This window comes from Streptomyces sp. NPDC038280, assembly GCF_055600045.1.
Genome location: NZ_JBVJYZ010000009.1, coordinates 193,124 through 216,075 on the forward strand (window position 1 = coordinate 193,124; position 22,952 = coordinate 216,075).

At 70.3% G+C, this 22,952-nt stretch carries 19 protein-coding genes; 11 read left to right on the forward strand and 8 right to left on the reverse strand.

Annotated elements, in window-relative coordinates; translation table 11 throughout:
- Positions 1-115: 115 nt before the first annotated feature.
- Entirely contained in the window at positions 116-1,807 is a 1,692-nt protein-coding gene (locus ACZ7J0_RS20205) for a fumarate hydratase (protein WP_470889132.1), read from the forward strand.
- A gap of 210 nt (positions 1,808-2,017) precedes the next feature.
- Here ACZ7J0_RS20205 and ACZ7J0_RS20210 read toward each other — a convergent pair whose 3' ends face one another.
- A complete protein-coding gene (locus ACZ7J0_RS20210) occupies positions 2,018-3,544 on the reverse strand; it encodes a ricin-type beta-trefoil lectin domain protein (protein ID WP_470889134.1) in 1,527 nt (508 codons plus the stop codon).
- Positions 3,545-3,703: 159 nt separating this feature from the next.
- On the opposite strand from ACZ7J0_RS20210, the gene ACZ7J0_RS20215 reads away from it, so the two are divergent.
- The 5 genes from ACZ7J0_RS20215 to ACZ7J0_RS20235 all read left to right on the forward strand — a co-directional run bounded on the left by ACZ7J0_RS20215 (position 3,704) and on the right by ACZ7J0_RS20235 (position 9,578).
- Positions 3,704-5,098 (forward strand): class II fumarate hydratase, encoded by a 1,395-nt coding sequence (locus tag ACZ7J0_RS20215; protein ID WP_470889136.1) that lies wholly within the window; start codon positions 3,704-3,706, stop codon positions 5,096-5,098.
- 121 nt (positions 5,099-5,219) lie between these two features.
- Entirely contained in the window at positions 5,220-5,894 is a 675-nt protein-coding gene (gene fomD, locus ACZ7J0_RS20220) for a cytidylyl-2-hydroxypropylphosphonate hydrolase (RefSeq protein ID WP_470889138.1), read from the forward strand.
- Between the two features lie 117 nt (positions 5,895-6,011).
- The gene (locus tag ACZ7J0_RS20225) at positions 6,012-6,173 is read left to right on the forward strand and encodes a hypothetical protein (RefSeq protein WP_470889140.1); all 162 of its coding nucleotides are present in this window, start codon (positions 6,012-6,014) and stop codon (positions 6,171-6,173) included.
- Complete coding sequence (locus ACZ7J0_RS20230) at positions 6,170-8,065, forward strand: SpoIIE family protein phosphatase (RefSeq protein ID WP_470889142.1); 1,896 nt, start codon at positions 6,170-6,172, stop codon at positions 8,063-8,065. The genes ACZ7J0_RS20225 and ACZ7J0_RS20230 overlap by 4 nt, the downstream gene beginning before the upstream one ends.
- Positions 8,066-8,141: 76 nt before the next feature.
- Entirely contained in the window at positions 8,142-9,578 is a 1,437-nt protein-coding gene (locus ACZ7J0_RS20235) for a glyceraldehyde-3-phosphate dehydrogenase (protein ID WP_470889144.1), read from the forward strand.
- A 159-nt stretch (positions 9,579-9,737) separates the two neighbouring features.
- Here the strand turns inward: ACZ7J0_RS20235 and ACZ7J0_RS20240 are convergent, their stop codons facing one another.
- Both ACZ7J0_RS20240 and ACZ7J0_RS20245 read right to left on the reverse strand, forming a co-directional pair.
- Entirely contained in the window at positions 9,738-9,857 is a 120-nt protein-coding gene (locus ACZ7J0_RS20240; RefSeq protein WP_470889286.1) for an FG-GAP repeat protein, read from the reverse strand.
- 21 nt (positions 9,858-9,878) lie between these two features.
- Positions 9,879-12,092: a transglycosylase domain-containing protein gene (locus ACZ7J0_RS20245; RefSeq protein WP_470889146.1), complete on the reverse strand. Its 2,214-nt coding sequence runs from the start codon at positions 12,090-12,092 to the stop codon at positions 9,879-9,881.
- Between the two features lie 330 nt (positions 12,093-12,422).
- Between ACZ7J0_RS20245 and ACZ7J0_RS20250 the strand changes: the two genes are divergently transcribed.
- The 3 genes from ACZ7J0_RS20250 to ACZ7J0_RS20260 are packed head-to-tail and all read left to right on the forward strand — an operon-like array spanning position 12,423 to position 15,993.
- A complete protein-coding gene (locus ACZ7J0_RS20250; protein WP_470889148.1) occupies positions 12,423-12,974 on the forward strand; it encodes a PadR family transcriptional regulator in 552 nt (183 codons plus the stop codon).
- The gene (locus tag ACZ7J0_RS20255) at positions 12,971-13,648 is read left to right on the forward strand and encodes an ABC transporter ATP-binding protein (RefSeq protein WP_470889150.1); all 678 of its coding nucleotides are present in this window, start codon (positions 12,971-12,973) and stop codon (positions 13,646-13,648) included. The genes ACZ7J0_RS20250 and ACZ7J0_RS20255 overlap by 4 nt, the downstream gene beginning before the upstream one ends.
- Positions 13,645-15,993, forward strand: coding sequence for an FtsX-like permease family protein (locus ACZ7J0_RS20260; RefSeq protein ID WP_470889152.1), 2,349 nt, complete (start codon positions 13,645-13,647; stop codon positions 15,991-15,993). The genes ACZ7J0_RS20255 and ACZ7J0_RS20260 overlap by 4 nt, the downstream gene beginning before the upstream one ends.
- A 56-nt stretch (positions 15,994-16,049) precedes the next feature.
- On the opposite strand, the gene ACZ7J0_RS20265 is transcribed toward ACZ7J0_RS20260, so the two are convergent.
- Entirely contained in the window at positions 16,050-17,000 is a 951-nt protein-coding gene (locus ACZ7J0_RS20265) for a LysR substrate-binding domain-containing protein (RefSeq protein WP_470889154.1), read from the reverse strand.
- A 134-nt stretch (positions 17,001-17,134) separates the two neighbouring features.
- On the opposite strand from ACZ7J0_RS20265, the gene ACZ7J0_RS20270 reads away from it, so the two are divergent.
- Entirely contained in the window at positions 17,135-17,689 is a 555-nt protein-coding gene (locus ACZ7J0_RS20270; RefSeq protein WP_470889156.1) for a peroxiredoxin, read from the forward strand.
- A gap of 2 nt (positions 17,690-17,691) precedes the next feature.
- Positions 17,692-18,225 (forward strand): alkyl hydroperoxide reductase, encoded by a 534-nt coding sequence (locus tag ACZ7J0_RS20275; RefSeq protein ID WP_470889158.1) that lies wholly within the window; start codon positions 17,692-17,694, stop codon positions 18,223-18,225.
- A 67-nt stretch (positions 18,226-18,292) separates the two neighbouring features.
- Here the strand turns inward: ACZ7J0_RS20275 and ACZ7J0_RS20280 are convergent, their stop codons facing one another.
- The 4 genes from ACZ7J0_RS20280 to ACZ7J0_RS20295 form a co-directional block, all read right to left on the reverse strand.
- Positions 18,293-18,985, reverse strand: coding sequence for a hypothetical protein (locus ACZ7J0_RS20280; RefSeq protein WP_470889160.1), 693 nt, complete (start codon positions 18,983-18,985; stop codon positions 18,293-18,295).
- Positions 18,982-20,370, reverse strand: a complete 1,389-nt coding sequence (locus ACZ7J0_RS20285; RefSeq protein ID WP_470889162.1) for an AI-2E family transporter — start codon at positions 20,368-20,370, stop codon at positions 18,982-18,984. The genes ACZ7J0_RS20280 and ACZ7J0_RS20285 overlap by 4 nt, the downstream gene beginning before the upstream one ends.
- Positions 20,371-20,481: 111 nt before the next feature.
- Positions 20,482-21,180: an aggregation-promoting factor C-terminal-like domain-containing protein gene (locus tag ACZ7J0_RS20290; RefSeq protein ID WP_470889164.1), complete on the reverse strand. Its 699-nt coding sequence runs from the start codon at positions 21,178-21,180 to the stop codon at positions 20,482-20,484.
- A 415-nt stretch (positions 21,181-21,595) separates the two neighbouring features.
- Positions 21,596-22,918: a PhoH family protein gene (locus tag ACZ7J0_RS20295; RefSeq protein ID WP_470889166.1), complete on the reverse strand. Its 1,323-nt coding sequence runs from the start codon at positions 22,916-22,918 to the stop codon at positions 21,596-21,598.
- Between the last annotated feature and the right edge of the window lie 34 nt (positions 22,919-22,952).

Genomic DNA, 22,952 nt, shown 5'->3' on the forward strand with positions numbered 1-22,952 from the left:
GCCGGTTCCAAGTGAGCCTTACCTCACAGGATCGGCACCTTCGGGTCGTTCTACGCTTGTGGGCGCGTCACCAACGGAGGTGCCGCGTCAGCCGTCGACCCGAGGAATGGCCGTAATGTCCCCTCTCTCCCCCCCATCCGGCCCCGCGTTCGCGTACACCGATCTGCTCCCGCTGGGAGAGGACACCACGCCCTACCGCCTGGTGACCTCCGAGGGTGTCTCCACGTTCGAGGCCGACGGCCGTACGTTCCTCAAGGTCGACCCGGAGGCGCTGCGCACGCTGGCCGCCGAGGCCATCCACGACATCCAGCACTACCTCCGCCCGGCGCACCTCGCCCAGCTGCGGAAGATCATCGACGACCCCGAGGCGTCGTCGAACGACAAGTTCGTCGCCCTCGACCTGCTCAAGAACGCCAACATCGCGGCGGCCGGCGTGCTGCCCATGTGCCAGGACACCGGCACGGCGATCGTCATGGGCAAGCGCGGCCAGAACGTGCTCACCGAGGGCGGGGACGAGGAAGCCCTCTCGCGCGGCATCCACGACGCGTACACCCGGCTGAACCTGCGGTACTCGCAGATGGCTCCCCTCACCATGTGGGACGAGAAGAACACCGGCTCGAACCTGCCCGCGCAGATCGAGCTGTACGCGACCGACGGCGGCGCCTACAAGTTCCTCTTCATGGCCAAGGGCGGCGGCTCGGCGAACAAGTCGTTCCTCTACCAGGAGACCAAGGCGGTCCTCAACGAGGGCTCCATGATGAAGTTCCTGGAGGAGAAGATCCGCTCGCTCGGTACGGCCGCCTGCCCGCCGTACCACCTGGCGATCGTCGTCGGCGGTACCAGCGCCGAGTTCGCGCTGAAGACCGCGAAGTACGCCTCCGCGCACTACCTGGACGAGCTGCCCTCCGAGGGCTCGGAGCTCGGCCGCGGCTTCCGGGACGAGGAGCTGGAGAAGAAGGTCTTCGAACTGACGCAGAAGATCGGCATCGGCGCGCAGTTCGGCGGCAAGTACTTCTGCCACGACGTGCGGGTCGTCCGGCTGCCGCGCCACGGCGCCTCGCTGCCGGTCGCGATCGCCGTGTCCTGTTCGGCGGACCGCCAGGCCGTTGCCAAGATCACCGCCGAGGGTGTCTTCCTGGAGCAGCTGGAGACGGACCCGGCGCGCTTCCTGCCGGAGACCACGGACGAGCACCTCGACAAGGCCGGCGACGTGGTGAGGATCGACCTCAACCAGCCGATGGACCAGATCCTCGCGGAGCTGACCAAGTACCCGGTGAAGACCCGTCTCTCCCTGACCGGACCGCTGGTCGTGGCGCGCGACATCGCGCACGCCAAGATCAAGGAGCGGTTGGACGCGGGCGAGGACATGCCGCAGTACCTGAAGGACCACCCGGTCTACTACGCGGGCCCGGCGAAGACGCCCGAGGGTTACGCGTCCGGCTCCTTCGGCCCGACGACGGCCGGCCGCATGGACTCCTACGTCGAGCAGTTCCAGGCCGCGGGCGGCTCCAAGGTCATGCTGGCCAAGGGCAACCGCTCACAGCAGGTCACGGACGCGTGCGGCACGCACGGCGGCTTCTACCTGGGCTCGATCGGCGGGCCCGCGGCGCGCCTCGCGCAGGACTGCATCAAGAAGGTCGAGGTCGTCGAGTACGAGGAACTCGGCATGGAGGCGGTCTGGAAGATCGAGGTCGAGGACTTCCCGGCGTTCATCGTCGTGGACGACAAGGGCAACGACTTCTTCCAAAACCCCGCCCCGGAGCCCACGTTCACCCACATCCCGGTGCGCGGCCCCGGCCTCGGCTGACCATGGTCGGAAGGGGCCCCGGACCACCGGGGCCCCTTCCACGCACCCCGCTCAGCGGCTGACGTGGAATTCGAGCCGCTGGTAGTCGCCGTCGCCGGTCGCGTGGATGTATCCGCGCGCCGCCTTGTAGTGAGGCCTTGGTGAGGAGGCCGTGCAGGGCCGTGACCCCCGCTCCGCACCGGACGGGGGCCACGACGCTTCCACGGGCGCCTATGCGAAGCGCTGGTTCGCGGCGCCGCTGCAGGGCTGGAGTCGCAGTGGCTCCTTCGCCGAACCGAGGGTCGCGCACAGATGCGTGGCGGCCGCCGGGCGGATCGTCCCGGCGTCCCGGACGAACTGCTGGTTGGCCGCGCCGGAGCAGTTCCAGATGATGAGCGCCGCGCCCGCCTGGTAGGTGGCGCCCGGCACGTCCAGGCAGCGGTCCTGGGTGAGCTGGGTGTGCAGCGTCCTGCGGGTGGAGTCGTACCACCAGCCCTGGTTGCGTCCGCCGTGGCAGTCCCAGCCGAGGACGCCGGTGCCGTTGGCGCTGGTCGACGCGTTGACGTCGGCGCAGGAGCCGGTGGCCTCGTTCTTCAGCGGCTTGTAGGCGTCGTCCCAGGCGAGCGGGAAGAGCGTCGGTTTGCCCGTGGAGTTCACGTCCGCGCAACCGGCCTCACGACGGCCGGAGTTGTAGATCTGGGTGAGACAGGAGGCGAAGGCCGCGTGGCCCCGCGCGTTGGGGTGGAAGGACTGGCGGACCGAGTTCTCGTCGGGCGTCCCGGGCTTGGACAGGTCGATGTAGAGCCCGCGCGCCCAGCTTTCCTCCATGCACACCTCGTGGCCGTGGAAGAGCCGGGAGTTGTCGAGGAAGACGGCGCCCGTGTTCGCCGCCGCCTTGCGCATGCCGCGTTCGAAGGCGGGGACGGCGGTGTTGCGGCCCCAGACCGTGTCGGAGTCGTAGCCGAGTCCGCCGCAGGAGAGCTTGCCGGGGAAATTCGGGTTGTCGTGGAAGTCGGGCCCAATGGGGCTCGGGTAGCCCATGACGACCATCTTGTAGTCGCCGTCGGCGTATCCGGCGTCGCGCATCACCGTGCGCAGGTCGCGGACGGTCTGCTCGACCTTGGGGACGAGTCCGTCGACGCGTGCCTGCCAGCCGGGGGCGTACTTGGGTTCGCACGGCCCCTGGAGGGTGAGGTAGCGGGTGACGCAGTCGGTCATGACCGGGCCGAACTGAAGGTCGTCGTTGGCCCCGGCCACCAGCAGCACCATCTTGATGCGGGTGTTGCGGGCCTTGATGGCGAGGTTGTCGCTCTGGACGAGCTCGTCGGCGTACTGCTTGGATCCGCCGATCCTGATGTTGCCGCTGTACGCGCCGGAGCACGACACGTTGAAGGTGAGGTCCGCGGGGATCGCGGTGCGGTGGATGGCGGCGTCGGGCGAGCGGTGGCACCAGTTGGTGGGGCCGTTGGTCGGGGGCTCGTAGGTGCCGACGCCCTCGCCGGAGATCTCGCTGTCGCCGAGCGAGATCAGGCCGGTCTTGCGTTCCGCGAGCGGCCGTTCGGCCGGATCTCCGTAGATCCTGGTGGCTTCGGCGGCCCGGATCGCCTCCAGTTCGGGCGAGAGCGGTACGGAGCCCGCCCGGACGGTGGGGCTGGTTTCGGCCGCGCCGGCCGGTACGGCCGCCATGGAGCCAAGGGCCGCGGCCGCCGCGGCCGCGGCCGCGATGGTCCAGCGGAGTCTGAGTCTGGTGCGCCTCATCGCGCCTCCTGGATGTGGGGTTACCCACGGTTTTTACTGGTGAGTACGAGACTTGGGAATAGATAGAACAAGACAAGTGCTCATGTTTTTCGGGAGGTTCGGGGATCAGGGGCGACCCCGGGGTCACCCCTATGGGCACCGCACAGGAAGCTGAGGAAGATGAGCGACACGAGCGAGTACCGGATCGAGCACGACTCCATGGGTGAGGTCCGCGTCCCCGCCCACGCCAAGTGGCGCGCGCAGACCCAGCGGGCGGTGGAGAACTTCCCCGTCTCCGGCCAACGGCTGGAGCGGGCCCACATCGAGGCCCTGGCCCGCATCAAGGCCGCCGCCGCCAAGGTCAACGCCGAACTGGGCGTGCTCGACAAGGACATCGCCGGCGCCGTCCAGGACGCGGCCGCCGAGGTCGCCGAAGGACGCTGGGACGAGCACTTCCCCGTCGACGTCTTCCAGACCGGCTCGGGCACGTCCTCCAACATGAACACCAACGAGGTCCTCGCCACGCTCGCCACCGAGCGCCTGGGCCGCGAGGTCCACCCCAACGACCATGTGAACGCGTCCCAGTCCTCCAACGACGTCTTCCCGTCGTCCATCCACATCGCCGCCACCGCGGCGGTCACCGGGGACCTGATCCCGGCCCTGGAACATCTGGCCGCCGCCCTGGAGCGGAAATCGGCCGAATTCTCGGACGTCGTGAAGTCCGGCCGTACGCACCTGATGGACGCCACACCGGTGACGCTCGGTCAGGAATTCGGTGGTTACGCGGCACAGGTCCGGTACGGCGTCGAGCGGCTGCGCGCCTCTCTCCCGCGCCTCGCCGAACTCCCCCTCGGCGGCACGGCGGTGGGCACCGGCATCAACACCCCGGCCGGGTTCTCCGCCGCCGTGATCGCCGAGGTCGCCCGCGCCACCGGGCTGCCGCTCACCGAGGCGCGCGACCACTTCGAGGCCCAGGGCGCCCGGGACGGTCTCGTGGAGACCAGTGGCCAGCTCCGTACCATCGCGGTCGGCCTCACCAAGATCTCCAACGACCTTCGCTGGATGGCCTCCGGTCCCCGCACGGGATTGGCCGAGATCAACCTGCCCGACCTCCAGCCCGGGTCGTCGATCATGCCCGGCAAGGTCAACCCGGTGATCCCCGAGGCCGTCCTGATGGTCGCCGCGCAGGTCACCGGCAATGACGCCACCGTCGCGACGGCCGGCGCCGCCGGGAACTTCGAGCTCAATGTGATGCTTCCGGTGATCGCCAAGAACCTGCTGGAGTCGATCCGGCTGCTGACCAACGCCTCGCGCCTGCTGGCGGACCGTACGGTCGACGGCATCACGGCCAATGTCGAGCGGGCCCGCGAATACGCGGAGTCGTCGCCCTCCGTGGTCACACCGCTGAACAAGTACATCGGCTACGAGGAGGCGGCGAAGGTCGCCAAGAAGTCCCTGGCCGAGCGCAGGACGATCCGTGAAGTGGTGCTGGATTCCGGCTATGTGGAGCGGGGCCTGCTCACCCTTGAGCAGCTGGACGAGGCCCTGGACGTCCTGCGTATGACCCGGCCCTGATTGCCGGGTTACTGACCTTGGGCCAGGGGTGACCGAAAATGACCGGTCACCCCGCGGTCCGCCGGTCGCATCCGTGATCTGAGTCGCAGCGACCGGGGGGTCCTGCTCCTAAGATCTGCTCATGACAGCTACGGCAGGTACGCAGCGCTGGGCGCCGGGGGAGCAGATCCTCTGGCGCTATCGCGGCAATGCCCCGGACCAGCGGCGCCAGGTCCACATCTGCCGGCCGGTGACCGTGGTGCAGGACACCGACGATCTGATCGCCGTCTGGATGGCTCCGGGCACCGAATGCGTCAAGCCCGTGCTCGCCGACGGCACTCCGGTGCACGAGGAGCCGCTCGCCACCCGCTACACCGCGCCGCGCACCACGGTCCGTGCCCGCTGGTTCGGCACGGGCGTACTGAAGCTGGCGCGGCCGGGCGACCCGTGGTCGGTGTGGCTGTTCTGGGACCGGGGCTGGCGCTTCCGCAGCTGGTACGTGAACCTGGAGGAGCCGCGCACCCGTTGGTCCGGGGGTATCGACTCCGAGGACCACTTCCTGGACATCTCCGTCTATCCGGACCGCAGCTGGCTGTGGCGCGACGAGGACGAGTTCGCGCAGGCCCAGCGGAGCGGACTGATGAACGCGGCGCAGGCCGAGCGGGTGCGCCGGGCCGGGCAGGACGCGGTCGAGCAGATCCGGGCCTGGGCGGCTCCGTTCTCGGACGGCTGGGAGAACTGGCGCCCCGACCCTCGGTGGACCGTGCCCGAGCTGCCGGCCGACTGGGATCGCACACCGGCGCACACGGCACCGTGAGACCCTTGATGCGCCCCCGGGGTTCAAACGTAGGATCGTCCTCCGCAAGGCCGAGACGCATCAACCGCTGAGCACAGAGCAGGACCTGACCGTAAGTCATCCATGAGGGGGAGAGCCGTGCCGGATGTGCGCCCGGAAGTCTCGCCCCTCACCGATGCCGCCCGCCGCGCGTTCGTGTACGACGGCGATCCGGGGTTTATCCCCGGCGAAGGCGCGGCATCGGCTGACAAAGCGATTGCATCGCACACCCGGCCCGGACGGACGGAATTCCACGCGTGACGGAGCATCCCACCTCCCACGAAGGCCGGCAGCCGCTCGCTGCCCGGCCGCAGGAACGCACCCGGCCGCGGCAGGAGGCGCACCCCGCGCCGACCGCCGCGCCCGCCCCTGCCATGCCGACGGCCGCCGTCGTACCCGCCCCCGCCGGACCGCCGCAGGACCCGACGGGGACGGCGCGGCGCGAGGGCGACCGGCTGCGGTTCGTGGGGGCCGCGACGCGGCGGATCGCCCGCGGGATAGACCTGGACGAGATCGTGCTCGGGCTGTGCCGGGCCACCGTGCCGACGTTCTCCGACGCGATCCTGGTCTATCTGCGCGACCCGCTTCCGGTGGGTGACGAACGGCCGGTCGCGCCGTTCGTCCTGCGGCTGCGCCGCACCGACCGGCTGCGTTTAACCGAAGTGGATCCGGAGGGACTGGCGGCCGGAGCCCTGGCGGCCTCGGGTCCGGTGCTGAACGCCGACGCCGATCTGACGCCCGCGGCGGAGCTGTGCGAGGTCCGCTCCGGCGGCGCGCTCGCCGAGGTGCTGCGCGGAGTGCGTCCGGTGTTCGGCGACTCCGCCGCGGCCCGCGCCGCGCTGCCCGAGCTGCTCGGCGCCGACCGGACCGTGCCCACCGGGCACCGCGCGATCCTCGCCCCGCTGCGCGGCCGGCGCCGGGTCATCGGGGCCGCGGTCTTCCTGCGCCGCCCGGACCGGCCCCCCTTCGAGCCCAACGACCTGCTCGTGGCGGCCCAGCTGGCCACCCACACCGCGCTCGGGATCGACAAGGCCGTGCTGTACGGGCGCGAGGCGTACATCGCCGACGAGCTCCAGCGCACGATGCTGCCCGACTCGCTGCCCCAGCCGACCGGGGTGAAGCTCGCGTCCCGCTACCTGCCGGCCGCCGAGACGGCCCGGGTGGGTGGCGACTGGTACGACGCCATCCCGCTGCCCGGAAGCCGGGTCGCGCTGGTCGTCGGTGACGTCATGGGGCACTCCATGACCTCCGCGGCGATCATGGGCCAGCTGCGGACCACCGCGCAGACCCTCGCGGGCCTGGACCTGCCGCCCCAGGAGGTGCTGCACCACCTGGACGAGCAGGCGCAGCGGCTCGGCCAGGACCGGATGGCGACCTGCCTGTACGCGGTCTACGACCCGGTCTCGCACCGGATCACCATCGCCAACGCGGGACATCCGCCGCCGATACTGCTCCACCTCGGCGGCCGCGCCGAGGTGCTGCGGGTCCCGCCGGGGGCGCCGATCGGCGTGGGCGGGGTCGACTTCGAGGCGGTCGAGCTGGACGCCCCGGCCGGCGCCACGCTGCTGCTCTACACCGACGGTCTGGTGGAGTCGCGGCTGCGGGACGTGTGGACGGGGATCGAGCAGCTGCGGGAGCGGCTCGCCGCCACGGCGCAGCTGACCGGGCCCGACCACTCGCCTCCCCTGGAGGCGCTCTGCGACGACGTGCTCGACATGCTCGGCCCGGGCGACCGGGACGACGACATCGCGCTGCTCGCCGCCCGTTTCGACGGGATCGCGCCGAGCGATGTCGCCTACTGGTTCCTGGAGCCGGAGGACGCGGCCCCGGGCCGGGCCCGCCGCCTGGCCCGGCGCGCGCTGGCCCGCTGGGACCTGGAGGAGCTCTCCGACAGCGTCGAGCTGCTGATCAGCGAGGTGGTCACCAACGCGGTGCGGTACGCGGAGCGGCCGGTGACACTGCGGCTGCTGCGGACGGACGTCCTGCGGTGCGAGGTCGGCGACGACTCTCCGCAGTTGCCCAGACAGCGCAGGGCACGGGACACGGACGAGGGCGGGCGGGGTCTCTTCCTGGTGAACAGGCTGGCCAGACGGTGGGGCGCCACCCGGCTGTCCACGGGCAAGGTGGTCTGGTTCGAGCTGGCCACCCGGTGAGGGCCGGACCCCGGCGGGTCCGGCCTTCGCGGCGCCGTCTAGCATATGAGCACCGCCTAGCTCGAAAGATAATCTTGTGACTGTCAATGAGGACTCGTTCACCAACTGGAAAAACCGCGAGGAGATCGCGGAGTCGATGATCCCGATCATCGGGAAGCTGCACCGCGAGCGGGACGTCACGGTCCTGCTGCACAGCCGCTCCTTGGTGAACAAGTCGGTGGTCAGCATCCTCAAGACCCACCGTTTCGCACGGCAGATCGCCGGTGGTGAGCTCTCGGTCACCGAGACGCTGCCGTTCCTGCTGGCCCTCACCACTCTCGATCTCGGTCCTTCCCAGATCGACATCGGCATGCTCGCCGCGACGTACAAGACCGACGACCGCGGCCTGTCGGTGGAGGCGTTCACCGCCGAGGCCGTCGCCGGTGCCACGGGCGACAACAAGATCGAGCGCCGTGAGCCGCGCGACGTCGTCCTCTACGGCTTCGGCCGCATCGGACGCCTCGTCGCCCGCCTGCTCATCGAGAAGGCCGGCGGTCTGCGGCTGCGTGCCATCGTCGTCCGCCAGGGCGGTGAGCAGGACATCGTGAAGCGCGCCTCGCTGCTGCGCCGCGACTCCATCCACGGCCAGTTCCAGGGCACGATCACCGTCGACGAGGCGAACAGCACGATCATCGCCAACGGCAACGAGATCAAGGTGATCTACGCCGGCGACCCGTCGGAGGTCGACTACACGGCGTACGGCATCAAGGACGCCCTCCTCATCGACAACACGGGCAAGTGGCGTGACCGCGAGGGCCTGTCGAAGCACCTGCGCCCCGGCATCGACAAGGTCGTCCTGACGGCCCCGGGCAAGGGCGACGTCCCCAACATCGTCCATGGCGTCAACCACGACACGATCAAGCCGGACGAGCAGATCATCTCCTGCGCCTCCTGCACCACCAACGCGATCGTCCCGCCGCTGAAGGCCATGGCGGACGAGTACGGCGTCCTGCGCGGTCACGTGGAGACCGTCCACTCGTTCACGAACGACCAGAACCTGCTGGACAACTACCACTCGTCCGACCGCCGCGGTCGCTCCGCGCCGCTCAACATGGTCCTCACCGAGACCGGCGCCGCCTCCGCCGTCGCCAAGGCGCTGCCCGACCTCAAGGCGAAGATCACCGGCAGCTCGATCCGCGTGCCGGTGCCGGACGTCTCGATCGCGATCCTCAACCTTCAGCTGGCCCGCGAGACCACCCGCGAGGACGTCCTCGACTACCTCCGCCAGGTGTCGCTGACCTCGCCGCTCAAGCGCCAGATCGACTTCATCAGCGCCCCCGACGCGGTCTCCAGCGACTTCATCGGCTCGCGCCACGCCTCGATCGTCGACGCGGGCGCCACCAAGGTCGAGGGCGACAACGCGATCCTCTACCTCTGGTACGACAACGAGTTCGGCTACTCCTGCCAGGTCATCCGGGTCGTCCAGCACGTCTCCGGGGTGGAGTACCCGACCTACCCGGCCCCGGCGGTCTGATCCACGCCGGTCCTCTCCACGCACCGCGCCCCATGCGCTGCCGCTCGGCAGCACATGGGGCGCGGTCCGTTGTCACGACCATGAAGATCGCCCGGGTGTCCCGGGCGATGGTGTCGAACGTGGTGCCCTCGCCCGCGTACAGGGTGGTCGTCCGCCCGCTCAACGGGGACGTCGTCGAGCCGGTCGAGCGGTAGACGTACGTGCTCCTGGGGCCGTAGGGATCAGGTCGGGGCGGCCGTCGCCGGTGACGTCGCCGGCGCCGACGAGGTGCTCGTGAATTCCCTGGGAGAAGCCGGCGCCCTAAGGCTTGAGCCGCTGGTCGCCGCTCTGGTCGCCCTCGATCGGCGGGTCGATCACCGGCGGGGTCGTCTCCGTCTCGGTCGGCGTGGGCGTCTTCGGCGGCTTCGGCGTCCTGGTCCCGGTCGGCTTCGGGTCCGGCCTGTGGGTCTTCGTCTTCGTCGGGGTCGGAGTCGGCTCCGGGTCGTCCGACTCCGTCTTGGTCGGTGTCGGGGTGGGCGTCGGGGTCGGCGCGGCGGTGGCGGACTCGTCCACCTCCAGGTCGAACTCGGCGTCCGAGCCGCCGTCGAGCGCGCCCGTGGTGTAGGCGCCCCAGATCTTGGCGGGGAAACCACCACCGTTGGCGCGGCGGCCCTTGTCGACGGTGTCGGTCAGGGTGACCTGGCCGGTGCCGTCGGGCTTCTCGCCGAACAGGCCGACGGCGGTGACCAGTTCGGGGGTGTATCCCACGAACCACGCCGAGCGGTTGTTCTCCGAGGTGCCGGTCTTGCCCGCCGCCTCGTAGTCGCCGGCGGCCTTGCGGCCCGAGCCGTTCCTGACGACCCCGGTCATGGCCAGGGTCGTGGTGTCGGCCGCCTCGCGGCTGATCACCTGGCCGCCGATCGGGTCCTTCGCCTTGACCACGCGGTCCCGGCGCTCGGCAGACTTCACGATGGTCGGCGTGACCTTCTTGCCGTGGTTGTCGAGCGTGGCGTACGCGCCGGCCATGTCCCAGGTGGAGGCGCCCATGGTGCCGAGCGACATCGCGGGCCGCTCCGGCCAGTCCGGGCCGTCCTTCATCCCGAGGTCCAGGGCGGTCTTCTTCACCTTGTCCGGGCCGACGTCCACGATCATCTGCGCGTAGACCGAGTTGATCGAGCTGTTGGTGGCTTCCTGGACGGTGACGGGCCCGTAGCTCTGGTTGTCCTCGTTCTCGGGGGCGAACGGGGTGTCGCTGCCCTCGACGGGCCGCTTGCTGGTGCCGTCGTAGATGGTCCGGAGCCCGATCTGCCGGTCGTCCTGGGTGACGGATCCGTTGTCCAGGGCCGAGGCGAGGACCAGCGGCTTGAAGGTCGAGGCGGGCTGGTAGTCGCGCCGGGTGGCGTTGGACAGCCAGTGCTCGGTGGCGCCGACGCCGCCGTACAGCGCGACGACATGGCCGTTCTTCGGGTCGACGGAGGTCGCGCCGGCCTGGACGACCTTGTGGGACGCGTCGCCCTTGCGGTCGAGCCGGTCCTCCAGCTCCTGGTTGACCGCCTTGACCAGGTCCTTCTGCCGGCCCTCGTCGATGTTGAGGGTGATCGTCCAGCCGCCGGACTTGATTTCCTCCTCGGAGACGCCCTGGCGCATCAGCTCCTGATTGGCGGCCTCGACCAGATAGCCGGTCTGACCCTCCATGCCGGGCGCGGCCTTGGGCTCCTTCGGGACGGGGAAGGTCATCGCGGAACGCTTGGCCTTGTCGAGCCAGCCCTGCTCGACCATGTTGTCGAGGACGTAGTTCCAGCGCCTGCCGACCAGCGTGCGCCCGGTGGGCGAGGCGCTCGTCCAGTCGTACTGGCTCGGGGCCTGGAGCAGTGCGGCGAGGTAGGCGCCCTGCTCGACGGTGAGCTTGTCGGCGTCGACGCGGTAGTAGGCCTGGGCTGCGGCCTGGATGCCGTACGCGCCACGGCCGTAGTAGGCGGTGTTGATGTAGCCGGCGAGGATCTCCGGCTTCTGCTTCTCCCGGTCCACCTTGAGGGCGATCACCAGCTCCTTGAGCTTGCGGGTGACCGTCTGGTCCTGGTTCAGGTAGTAGTTCTTCACGTACTGCTGGGTGATCGTCGAGCCACCCTGCTTGCCCTTGCCGGTGAGGGTGTTCAGGACGCCTCGGGCGGTGCCCTTGATGTCGACGCCGTTGTCCTTGTAGAAGGTCTTGTTCTCGGCGGCGACGAAGGTCTGCTGGACCTGCAGGGGAATCCTCTCGAGCCCGACGATCTCCCGGTTGATCTTGCCGGTGCGGGTGAGGATCTTGCCATTGCCGTACTTGTAGACGTTGCTCTGCATCATCGCCTCGGCGTTGGCGACGGCGGGCACGGGAACCAGCAGATAGATGACGTACAGAGCGCCCATCCCGAGCAGGCAGAGCGTGAAGAAGGTGCCCAGCAGCTTCTTCCAGGTGAAGAGGCGACGTATGCCCCCGCGGCTCTTCTCCCGGCGCGTCCCACGCTGCCGGGCCTGTCGCGTTTCCGCTCGGCCCATTGCTTCGTTGCTCCGCTCGTCGTGTCTCTTTGCCTGGTCTGCCTCGGATCAGCCCAAGACGCTAACACTGCCCTCTGTGGACAGATGGGGGCATATCCGACTTTTAGGGAGGTGACGTTCGGCACCCGCCCTCAAGGGAACCGACCGCCGGAAGGCCGCAAAGGTTGCCCGGCACGGGCAATCTCTCCTGCCCCTCTCCCGCCCCTCCCGTATCCCCGATGGGTGACCAGACGCCGGAGCTCGCCGCTCCGGTTCCCCGTCCCGGCAGGGCCCACCACCCTGTCCCGGCGGTATGCATCGCGCGTATACACCGCGGGTAGAGTGGCCGGCATGTCCATCGGTCACACCCTTCTCGGGCTCCTCGAATCCGGTCCCCGCCACGGTTACGACCTCAAGCGGGCCTTCGACGAACGCTTCGGCCACGACCGCCCGCTGCACTACGGGCAGGTCTACTCGACGATGTCGCGGCTGCTGAAGAACGGGCTCGTCGAGGTCGAGGGCATCGAGCCGGGCGACGGCCCCGAGCGCAAGCGCTACGCCATCACCGAGGCCGGGGTGACCGATGTCGCGCAGTGGCTCGCCCAGCCCGAGAAGCCGGAGCCGTACCTGCAGTCGACGCTCTACACCAAGATCGTCCTCGCGCTGCTGACCGGCCGCAGCGCCGCTGATCTGCTGGACACCCAGCGGACCGAGCACCTGAGGCTGATGCGCGAGCTGACCCGGCGCAAGGCGGGTGGCGACCTCGCCGATCAACTGGTCTGCGACCACGCGCTGTTCCACCTCGAGGCCGATCTGCGGTGGCTGGAGCTGACGGCCGCGCGGCTCGGGCAGCTCGCCGAAGCGGTCGGCGGCGCGGGCGCGGCCCGGGGAGGGGAACGATGACCGCGCTGCTGGAGGCGGAGGGCCTCGTCAAGACCTTCGGCCGGACCCCCGCCCTCGACGGCGCCCGGTTCAGCATCCGGCCCGGTGAGGTCGTCGCGGTCATGGGCCCCTCCGGGTCCGGCAAGTCCACGCTGCTGCACTGCCTCGCCGGTATCGTCCGCCCGGACGCCGGTACCGTCCGCTACGACGGGCGCGAGCTGACCACCATGTCGGACGCCCGACGCAGCGCGCTGCGCCGCGGCGATTTCGGTTTCGTGTTCCAGTTCGGCCAGCTGGTGCCCGAGCTGACCTGCGCGGAGAACGTGGCACTGCCGCTGCGCCTGGCCGGCGAGCGCCGCAAGCCCGCCGAGCGCAAGGCCCGCGACTGGCTGGAGCGCCTGGAGGCGGAGGGAGCCGGCGACCGGCGGCCGGGGGAGATATCCGGCGGTCAGGCCCAGCGCGTGGCGGTCGCCCGTGCGCTGGTCACCGCGCCGCGCGTGGTCTTCGCCGACGAGCCGACCGGCGCTCTGGACTCGCTGAACGGGGAGCGCGTGATGCACCTGCTCACCGCCGCCGCCAGGGACACCCGGGCCGCGGTCGTCCTCGTCACGCACGAGGCCCGCGTCGCCGCGTACTCCGACCGCGAGGTCGTCGTACGCGACGGCAGGCTGCGCGACATGACCGTCGCCGTATGAGGCGCCTCGCCGCCGAGCTGCTCCTCGGCGCCCGTTTCGCGGTGACCGGCGGCCGTCCCGGCTGGACCCGTACCGCCCTCACCGCCCTCGGCATCGGTTTCGGCGCCGCGCTGCTCCTCATCGCCGCGTCCGTCCCCACCGTCCTCGAGGGCCGTGATCTGCGCAGCCAGGGCCGCGAGGTCACGGTCAGCGAGGAAGCCCCTCGCTCCGACCGGTCCTTCCTCCACGCCGCCACGTCGACCCTCTTCCACGGAAGGACCGTCCGCGGCCTCGTCCTGCGCCCCGACGGCCCCCGCGCCCCGCTGCCGCCCGGCGCGGCCGCCATGCCGGGCCCCGGCGAGATGGTCGTCTCCCCCGCGCTCGCGCGCCTGCTCGACTCCCCCGGGGGCGCCCTGCTGAAGGACCGCCTCCCGTACGAGACCGTCGGCCGCATAGGTGACACCGGGCTCATCGGGCCCGCCGAGCTGTCGTACTACGCCCACGCACCCGCCCTCACCGAGGCGTCCGCCGAGGGCCGCAGCGACACCTTCGGACACAACGTGGGGGCCGACCGGATCTCCAGCGCGTATCTGCTGCTGCTCATCGTGATGGCCTGCGTGGTGCTGCTGCTGCCGGTGTTCGCCTTCGTCGCGACCGCCGTGCGCTTCGGGGGCGAGCAGCGCGACCGGCGTCTGGCCGCGCTGCGCCTGATCGGCGCCGACACGGCCATGACCCGCCGGATCGCGGCCGGCGAGGCGCTCGCCGGCGCGCTGCTCGGACTGGCGGTGGGCGCCGGACTGTTCGCCGTGCTGCGGCAGTTCGCCGGCCGGGTGACGGTGTGGGACGTCAACGCCTTCCCCTCCGACCTGACCCCCGACCCGCTGCTCTGCGCACTGGTCGTGACCGCCGTGCCGGTGTCGGCCGTCGTCGTGGCGCTGATCGCGCTGCGCGGGATCGCCATCGAACCGCTCGGTGTCGTACGGACCGCGACGCCGCGCCCGCGCCGGGTGTGGTGGCGGCTGCTCCTGCTCGCCGCCGGGCTCACGCTGCTCGCGCTCGCCGGGCCGGTCGACTTCTACGACGCCTCCCTCGCCGTCTACCGGGTGGCTGCCGGGGCGCTGCTGACGCTGACCGGCGTGACGACACTGCTTCCATGGCTCGTCGAGACGGCGGTGGCGCGACTGCGCGGCGGGCCGGTGCCCTGGCAACTGGCTGTGCGCCGACTCCAGTTGAGCAGCGGTACGGCCGCCAGGGCGGTCAGCGGCATCGTCGTCGCGGCGGCCGGCGCCATCACGCTGCAGATGCTCTTCGGAGCCGTACAGAGCGACTTCATGCGGCCCACGAACATGGACGAGGCGCGGGCGCAGCTGTCCATGTCGACGTTCACGGGCGACGGACGCGGGGCAGACGCCGCCGGTGCGGCGCGGAAGCTGATCGACGCCCTGTCGGCGGCGAAGGGCGTCACCGGTGTGACCGCGACGACGACCGGTTCCGCGCAGCGCCCCGGACCCCGGCGCGGGAGCGAGGACTTCGTCCCCATGACCGAGCTCACGGTCGCCGACTGCCCCTCCCTGCGCGAGCTCGGCGACCTGCCGTCCTGCGCGGACGGGGACGTCTTCATCGCCCGGGCCCACGGCCGCGAAGGCCCGGACGACGACTACCTCGCCGAGACGGCCCGGCCGGGGGCGCAGGTCGACCTGGGCATCGGGGCGGGTGCCCGGCCGCGGCTGTGGCGCATCCCGGCCACGGCGCGCACGGTGGAGGCGCGGCGCGACCCGATGGGCTGGATGGCGTTCGGCATCCTGGCCACGCCGTCCGCGGTGGACGCCTCGTGGCTCGACGCCCCGACGACGACGGCCATGGTCGTGCTGGACCCGGCGGTTCCGGACGCCGCGGAGTACGCGCGGAACGCCGCCGCGCGCGTCGACCCGCTGATCGATGTGCGCACGATCCAGAACATGGAGCGGGACGAGCACTTCACCAGCGTGCGCAAGGGTGTGTTCGCCGCCGCGACGGCCACGATGGCGCTGGTCGCCCTCTCGCTGCTGGTCACCATGGTCGAGCAGCTCCGCGACCGCAAGCGGCTGCTGTCGATGCTGGTCGCCTTCGGGACGCGCCGCTCGACGCTGAGCTGGTCGGTGCTGTGGCAGACCGCCGTACCGATCGGGATCGGCATGGCGCTGGCGGTGGCGGGCGGTCTCGGTCTCGGTCTCGTGCTGCTGCGGATGATGGGCAAACAGGTGGCCGACTGGTGGGCGTTCCTGCCGGTGGTCGGCGTCGGCGCGGGGATCGTCCTGGCGGTGACGGTCCTCAGCCTGCCGCCGCTGTGGCGGATGATGCGGCCGGACGGCCTTCGTACGGAGTGACCCCCGCGGAACGACGGAACGACCGGACCGACCGGAACGACTCCGCGGATCGACCCTCACGCCCCGGCGGGCACCATCCGGACCGGAAGCGTGGCCATCGCCTCCCGCAGCGAGCGGGCGAACTCCTCGAACTCGGTGTGCCGGGCCGCTCCCGTGCGGATGGCGAGGGCGATCCGGCGCGAGGGCGCCGGGGCCGCGAACCACCCCGTGAACAGGGCGGCGTTGCGGGCGGTCTCCACCGTGACCGCGGTCCTCGGCAGCAGCGTCACGCCGAGGCCGCCCGCCACCAGTTGAACCAGGGTGGACAGGCCCGCGGCGGTCGTCGTGACCGGCGCCCCCTCCGTACGGCCCGCCTCCCGGCAGATGTCCAGAGCCTGATCGCGCAGGCAGTGGCCCTCGTCGAGCAGGAGGAGGTTCAGTTCGCGCAGCGCGTCGCGGGGGATGTCGGTGCGGCCGGCCAGCTCATGGCCCTCAGGGGTGACCAGGACGAAGTCCTCGTCGAAGAGCGGGAGTTCGGTGACCCCGGGGACGCCCAGCGGGACGGCGAGCAGCAGCAGGTCGAGGCGGCCGGTGGCCAGGCCCTCCAGCAGCGAGGAGGTCTGCTCCTCGTGGACCTGGAGGTCCAGCTCCGGATAGCGGGTGTGGACCAGCCGCAGCACGGTGGGCAGGAGGTAGGGCGCGACGGTGGGGATCACTCCGAGACGCAGCACTCCGGTGAAGGGCGCCTGCGCGGCCTCCGCCTCCTCCATCAGCTCGCCGACGGCGTCGAGGACGGCCTTGGCCCGGGTCGCGAGCCGCTCCCCCGCCGGTGAGAGCAGGACCTTACGGGTCGTACGCTCGAGCAGCTGGACACCGAGTGTCTCTTCGAGAGCCGAAACCGCGCCCGAGAGCGCGGGCTGGCTCATCCCGATCGCGGCCGCCGCATCCCGGAAATGGAGATGCTCGGCCACGGCCGCAAAGGCTCTGAGCTGGGACAGGCTGGGTTGCTTCACCCTCTGTGACGGCATGACTGATAACCCCCTTCGATCAACTTGACGCAGTCTAGCTATTTCACTGATCAATGCACTCCGTGCCATGCTGACCGCACGTCCAACCCCCACGGAAAACCCCACGAAGGATTTCCGCTGTTCAAGGAGAGCGTGTGCTCACTGTCGGTGACAAGTTCCCCACCTACGACCTGACCGCCTGCGTGTCGCTGGAGAGCGGCAAGGAGTTCGCGCAGATCGACCACAAGTCCTACGAGGGCAAGTGGCGCGTGGTGTTCTTCTGGCCGAAGGACTTCACCTTCGTCTGCCCCACCGAGATCGCCGCGTTCGGCAAGCTGAACGACGAGTTCGCCGACCGCGACACCCAGATCCTCGGGGTCTCCGGCGACTCCGAGTTCGTCCACCACGCCTGGCGCAAGGACCACGCCGACCTGCGGGACCTGCCCTTCCCGATGCTGGCCGACTCCAAGCACGACCTCATGCGCGACTGCGGCGTCGAGGGCGCCGACGGCTTCGCCCAGCGTGCCGTCTTCATCGTGGACCCGAACAACGAGATCCAGTTCACGATGGTGACCGCCGGCTCCGTCGGCCGTAACCCCAAGGAGGTCCTGCGGGTCCTCGACGCCCTGCAGACCGACGAGCTGTGCCCGTGCAACTGGAAGTCCGGCGAGGACACCCTCGACCCGGTCAAGCTCCTGGCCGGTGAGTGACCATGGCCCTCGATGAGCTGAAGTCCGCCATACCGGACTACGCCAAGGACCTGAAGCTGAACCTCGGTTCGGTCATCGGCAACAGCGAGCTGCCGCAGCAGCAGCTCTGGGGCACGGTCCTCGCCTGCGCGATCGCCTCGCGCTCCCCGAAGGTCCTGCGCGAGCTGGGGCCGGAGGCGAAGGCCAACCTCTCCCCCGAGGCGTACACCGCCGCCAAGTCCGCCGCCGCGGTCATGGCGATGAACAACGTCTTCTACCGGACGCGGCACCTGCTGTCGGACCCGGAGTACGGGACGCTGCGTGCGGGCCTGCGGATGAACGTCATCGGCAACCCGGGCGTGGAGAAGGTCGACTTCGAGCTGTGGTCGCTCGCCGTCTCCGCGATCAACGGCTGCGGCCAGTGCCTCGACTCCCACGAGCAGGTGCTCCGCAAGGCCGGCGTGGACCGCGAGACGATCCAGGAGGCCTTCAAGATCGCCTCCGTGATCCAGGCGGTCGGCACGACGCTGGACGCGGAAGCGGTCATGGCCGAGTAGGTCGCACAGGTCGCGCACGAATGAGAAGGGCCCCGGAGGACATCGTCCCCCGGGGCCCTTCCCGTCCTCACTTCTTCAGCGCGGCCATCAGCGCCTTCATGTCCTCCATGAGGGGCTGGTCGACACCCGACAGATCGGCCTCCTTGGTCCGCTGGACCGGCTCCGGGACGCCTGCCTGGTACGACACGCTCGCGGTCAGGGAGATCTCCAGCACCGCCTGGCCGTCCAGCACGCGCAGCCACGCACCGGAGTTGTCCTCGTCCCGGCCGAAGAACGCCGCCTCGCCGATCCCGTCGACCCGCTTCTTGGCCCCGAAGACGCTGTCGGCCATGAGCGCCTCGAACTCCTCACCGGGGTCGGTCACCTTGTGCAGCGCGTACGAGACGTAGACGGAGTAACCGGTCTCCGGCGGCCCCAGCGTCACCGAGCAGCTCGCCTGGTCGAGCGCGCTGTGCTCCCTCGTCTCCGGAACGGTGTCCGTCGCCTTCTCGCCCAGGTCCGCCGACAGGGCCTTCAACTCCGCGGCCGCGCACACATCGTGGCCGGCCCGGTAGCCGCCGAGGTCCGGGCCCCGCTGCTCGTACGCGTACAGCCCGCCGGCCCACACCGCCGAGGCGACCACGGCGCCGCCGAGCGCCCAGAGCCAGGGGCGCGACGCGCGCGGGAGGCGCGGGGCCGGCGGCTCGGTGTTCAGGGTGTCGGCCCCGGGACGCGGCGCCGGGAAGTCGACGCCTCCCACCAGCTCCGGTTCGGAGATCATTCGGCGTCCCTCCCTGAGGAGTCCGGCGTGAGCCGGGGCGCGACGTCCAGGGCGCTCGCGCCGCGCGGTTCGGGCGCGAGGCGCAGCGCCTGTTCCTGGCCGTACGCGCGGAGGTAGCCGACCACCGTGTTGGTGACCGCCACCAGCGGCACCGCCACCACCGCGCCGCCGATCCCGGCGGTCAGGCCGCCGGCCGCGACCGCGAGGACGACGGCGAGCGGATGCACCCGGACCGCGCGGCCCAGGATGAACGGCTGGAGGACATGGCCCTCGATCTGCTGCACGGCGAGGACGACGGCCAGCACCATCAGGGCCGTGAACACCCCCTGGGTGACGAGGGCGACGACCACCGCGAGCGCGCCCGAGATGACGGCGCCGACCAGCGGGATGAAGGCGAAGAGGAAGATGAAGACGGCGAGCGGGACGGCCATCGGGACATCGAGGAAGTAGATGCCGAGGCCGATGAAGACCGCGTCGATCAGGGCCACGATCACCGTGCCGCGCACATAGGCGGTCAGGGTGCGCCAGGCGCGCGGACCCGCTCCGGCGACTCCGGGCCGGGCCTGGGCGGGCACCAGTTTCAGCACCCACTGCCAGACCTTCTTCCCGTCGTAGAGCAGGAAGAGCGTCGAGAACATCGCCAGCAGTATGCCGGTCAGCGCCTCGACGACGACGGTCACGCCCTGCAGGCCCGCGGTGGTGATCTGCTCGGTGTTGGCGCCGATGGTGTCGCTCAGGTTCTTGGCGATGTCGTTGATCTGCTGCTCGGTCACATGGAAGGGACTGTCGAGCAGCCAGCGCTTGAGTTCCTCGATACCGTCCCGGACGCGGTCCGACAGATTGTCGATGTTGTCCATGACCTGCCAGACGACGAACCAGCCGACCAGCCCCATGATCACGAAGCCGGCCACCGCCGTCACCGCCGTGGCGAGTCCGCGCGGCAGCCCTATGCCGCGCAGTCTGGTCACGCTCGGCTGGAGCAGGGCGGTGATCAGCAGAGCGGCGACAAAGGCCAGTACGACGAGCTGGACCGCGCTGATGACCTTCATCAGGACCCAGAGGGTGCCCGCGAGGACCAGCAGACGCCAGCCGGCCTCGGCGGCGACGCGCATCCCCCAGGGGATGGCGGCGACGGGGTCGGGCCGGGCCGCGACGGCGGGGGCGTACGCGGGCGGGGGTGGTACGCGGGCTTCGTCGTCCTCCCCGTCCTCGGCCTCGAAGGCGGCGACCTTGGTCCGGGACAGTCGGAGCGGGGCGGCCGTCGGGACGGGCGGGCCGGCGAGGTCGTCGTCCGCCTCCGCCTCGGCCCTGCGCTCGTCCAACCGGCGGCCCACACGGGACAGTCCGGCACCCAGCCGGTCCAGCCACCCTGGCAGTCTCGACATGCTCTTCTCTCTTCCCCCCACCACTCCCCCGGGAGTGTGGGGACCCCTGACCGTACACGCACGGAGCCCCTCACCGTAGGACGGTGAGGGGCTCCGATGAGTTGAGCGGGCCTAGTACCAGTGGTTGGCCTGCCAGAACGACCACGCGCCGCAAGGGCTGTCGTAGCGGTTGTCCATGTAGTTCAGGCCCCACTTGATCTGGGTGGCCGGGTTGGTCTGCCAGTCGGCGCCGGCCGACGACATCTTGGAACCCGGGAGAGCCTGGACGAGACCGTAGGCGCCGGAGGAGGCGTTCACCGCGCGGTAGTTCCAGCCGGACTCGTGGTCCACGATGTTGCTGAAGCACTGGAACTGGTCGCCGGCCATCATCTGGCGGGCCATCGCCTTGACCTCGGAGACGCTGTAGGAGCCCTTCGCGGCGAAGGTCGAAGCGTCGCGCACGGAGGAGCGGTTGGCACGCTCCTTGGCGTCCGCCTCACGCTTGGCCTTGTCCTCGGCGGCTTCCTTCTTCGCCTTGGCGTCCTTGGCGGCCTGGATACGGGCCGCTTCCTCCGCGGACTTCTGCGCGGCCGAGTCGGCTGCCGCGGCCTGTGCGTCTGCCTGCTGCGAGAGCGACGAGACCTGTACCTGGGCCTGCTGGCCCCCGGGGATGTCCGCGAGGAGCGTCGTGTCGGCTGCGGTCGCCTCGAAGGTGTCGCCCTGGGCGTCCGCGGCCTGGGTGTTGCCGGCGGCAACGCCCACTACAGCTCCGACGGTGGTGACCGCAGTGGCAGATGCCACGGCGAATCCCCGGACCGAGATCCGGCTCACACGGTTTCCTTCCAGCATCGCCCACACGGGTGACCTCGCGGGCGAAATCGTGCCCCTGGCGCTGGTCTCCGACGTACGTGGGTCACTGAAGACACGGGCCCGTGGGAACTTCCGCAGAACGGAAGCGCCGCGTGGTGCTTCGGGCGGCATACGGCGGTCGGTTGTTGAGTTGTGTGGTGCCACACCTCTGGAGGTGCACGTGTGCCGTATGCGGGGCCTGACGGAAGCAAGACTCTGCCGGAAGGCGACGCCGCAAGGCAATTATTCGTTGCGTGTGAAAGCTCACACGCCGTTCGGCACAGGGATTTTGGGGAATGGGGCGCGCAGCACGGCGCCGCCCGGCTAAGCTCCTGCGCTTTGCCGGGCGGCGCCAACTCCCATAGCGGGCTTGCCCTGTCGGACCGGGTGATATCCGTCAGCCGGTGACGTCCTCCAGCATTTCGGTCACGAGCGCGGCGATCTGCGAGCGCTCGGAGCGGGTGAGGGTGACATGCGCGAAGAGCGGATGCCCCTTGAGCTTCTCCACGACGGCAACCACTCCGTCGTACCGGCCGACCCGGAGGTTGTCACGCTGGGCCACGTCGTGGGTCAGAACGACCCGCGAATTGGACCCGATTCGGGACAACACGGTCAGCAGGACGTTCCGCTCCAGTGACTGCGCCTCATCGACGATGACGAACGCGTCATGCAGCGAGCGGCCCCGGATGTGGGTGAGCGGCAGCACCTCCAGCATCCCGCGGCCGAGCACCTCCTCGATCACTTCACGGCCCGCCACGGCGGACAGCGTGTCGAAGACCGCCTGGGCCCAGGGGCTCATCTTCTCGGCCTCGGTGCCCGGCAGATAGCCGAGCTCCTGGCCACCGACCGCGTACAGCGGCCTGAAGACCATCACCTTCTGGTGCTGCCGGCGCTCCAGCACCGCCTCCAGGCCGGCGCAGAGCGCCAGCGCGGACTTGCCCGTGCCGGCCCGGCCGCCCATCGAGACGATGCCGACGTCCGGGTCGAGGAGCAGGTCGAGCGCGATGCGCTGCTCAGCACTGCGGCCATGGATGCCGAAGACCTCGCGGTCGCCCCGCACCAGCCGGACGTTCCCCTCGGGGGTGATCCTTCCGAGGGCCTTGCCGCGCTCGGACTGGAGCACCAGACCCGTGTGCACGGGAAGCTCGGCGGCCTCGGGGACGTACAGCGTCTCCTGGTCGTAGAGGATGTCCACCTGATCGGCGGACAGCGCCAGCTCGGACATCCCGGTCCATCCGGAGTCCGTGATGGCGAGCTCGGCGCGGTACTCCTCGGCGAGGAGGCCGACGGACGAGGCCTTGATCCGCAGGGGCAGGTCCTTGGAGACGACCGTGACGTCGTACCCCTCGGCCTGGAGATTGCGCGCTACCGCCAGAATCCGTGAGTCGTTGTCCCCCAACCGGTAGCCGGCGGGGAGGACGCCGGGATCGGAATGGTTGAGTTCGACGCGCAGGGTCCCGCCCAGGTCCCCGATGGGGAGGGGGGCGTCGAGGCGGCCGAACCGGATCCGGAAGTCGTCCAGCAGGCGCAGTGCCTGCCGGGCGAAGTATCCGAGCTCCGGATGGTGCCTCTTGGCCTCCAACTCGGTGACCACGACGATCGGGAGCACGACCTCGTGCTCGTCGAAGCGGGCCATCGCATTGGGGTCGGCCAGCAGGACGCTGGTGTCGAGAACGTAGGTGCGCCTGTCGGGCATGCGGCGCTTTGTGCTGGTCACCACGGAAGGACAGACCCCCTCTGATAGAGGCGCTGAG

Bases quoted from the DNA above. Each gene is read 5' to 3' on its own strand.
- ACZ7J0_RS20275 (WP_470889158.1), top strand. From the start codon at position 17,692: ATGGCCCTCGATGAGCTGAAGTCCGCCATACCGGACTACGCCAAGGAC.
- ACZ7J0_RS20255 (WP_470889150.1), top strand. From the start codon at position 12,971: ATGACCGCGCTGCTGGAGGCGGAGGGCCTCGTCAAGACCTTCGGCCGG.
- ACZ7J0_RS20215 (WP_470889136.1), top strand. From the start codon at position 3,704: ATGAGCGACACGAGCGAGTACCGGATCGAGCACGACTCCATGGGTGAG.
- ACZ7J0_RS20265 (WP_470889154.1), bottom strand. From the start codon at position 17,000: ATGCCGTCACAGAGGGTGAAGCAACCCAGCCTGTCCCAGCTCAGAGCC.
- ACZ7J0_RS20245 (WP_470889146.1), bottom strand. From the start codon at position 12,092: ATGGGCCGAGCGGAAACGCGACAGGCCCGGCAGCGTGGGACGCGCCGG.
- ACZ7J0_RS20205 (WP_470889132.1), top strand. From the start codon at position 116: ATGTCCCCTCTCTCCCCCCCATCCGGCCCCGCGTTCGCGTACACCGAT.
- ACZ7J0_RS20280 (WP_470889160.1), bottom strand. From the start codon at position 18,985: ATGATCTCCGAACCGGAGCTGGTGGGAGGCGTCGACTTCCCGGCGCCG.
- ACZ7J0_RS20260 (WP_470889152.1), top strand. From the start codon at position 13,645: ATGAGGCGCCTCGCCGCCGAGCTGCTCCTCGGCGCCCGTTTCGCGGTG.
- ACZ7J0_RS20250 (WP_470889148.1), top strand. From the start codon at position 12,423: ATGTCCATCGGTCACACCCTTCTCGGGCTCCTCGAATCCGGTCCCCGC.
- fomD (WP_470889138.1), top strand. From the start codon at position 5,220: ATGACAGCTACGGCAGGTACGCAGCGCTGGGCGCCGGGGGAGCAGATC.
- ACZ7J0_RS20285 (WP_470889162.1), bottom strand. From the start codon at position 20,370: ATGTCGAGACTGCCAGGGTGGCTGGACCGGCTGGGTGCCGGACTGTCC.
- ACZ7J0_RS20210 (WP_470889134.1), bottom strand. From the start codon at position 3,544: ATGAGGCGCACCAGACTCAGACTCCGCTGGACCATCGCGGCCGCGGCC.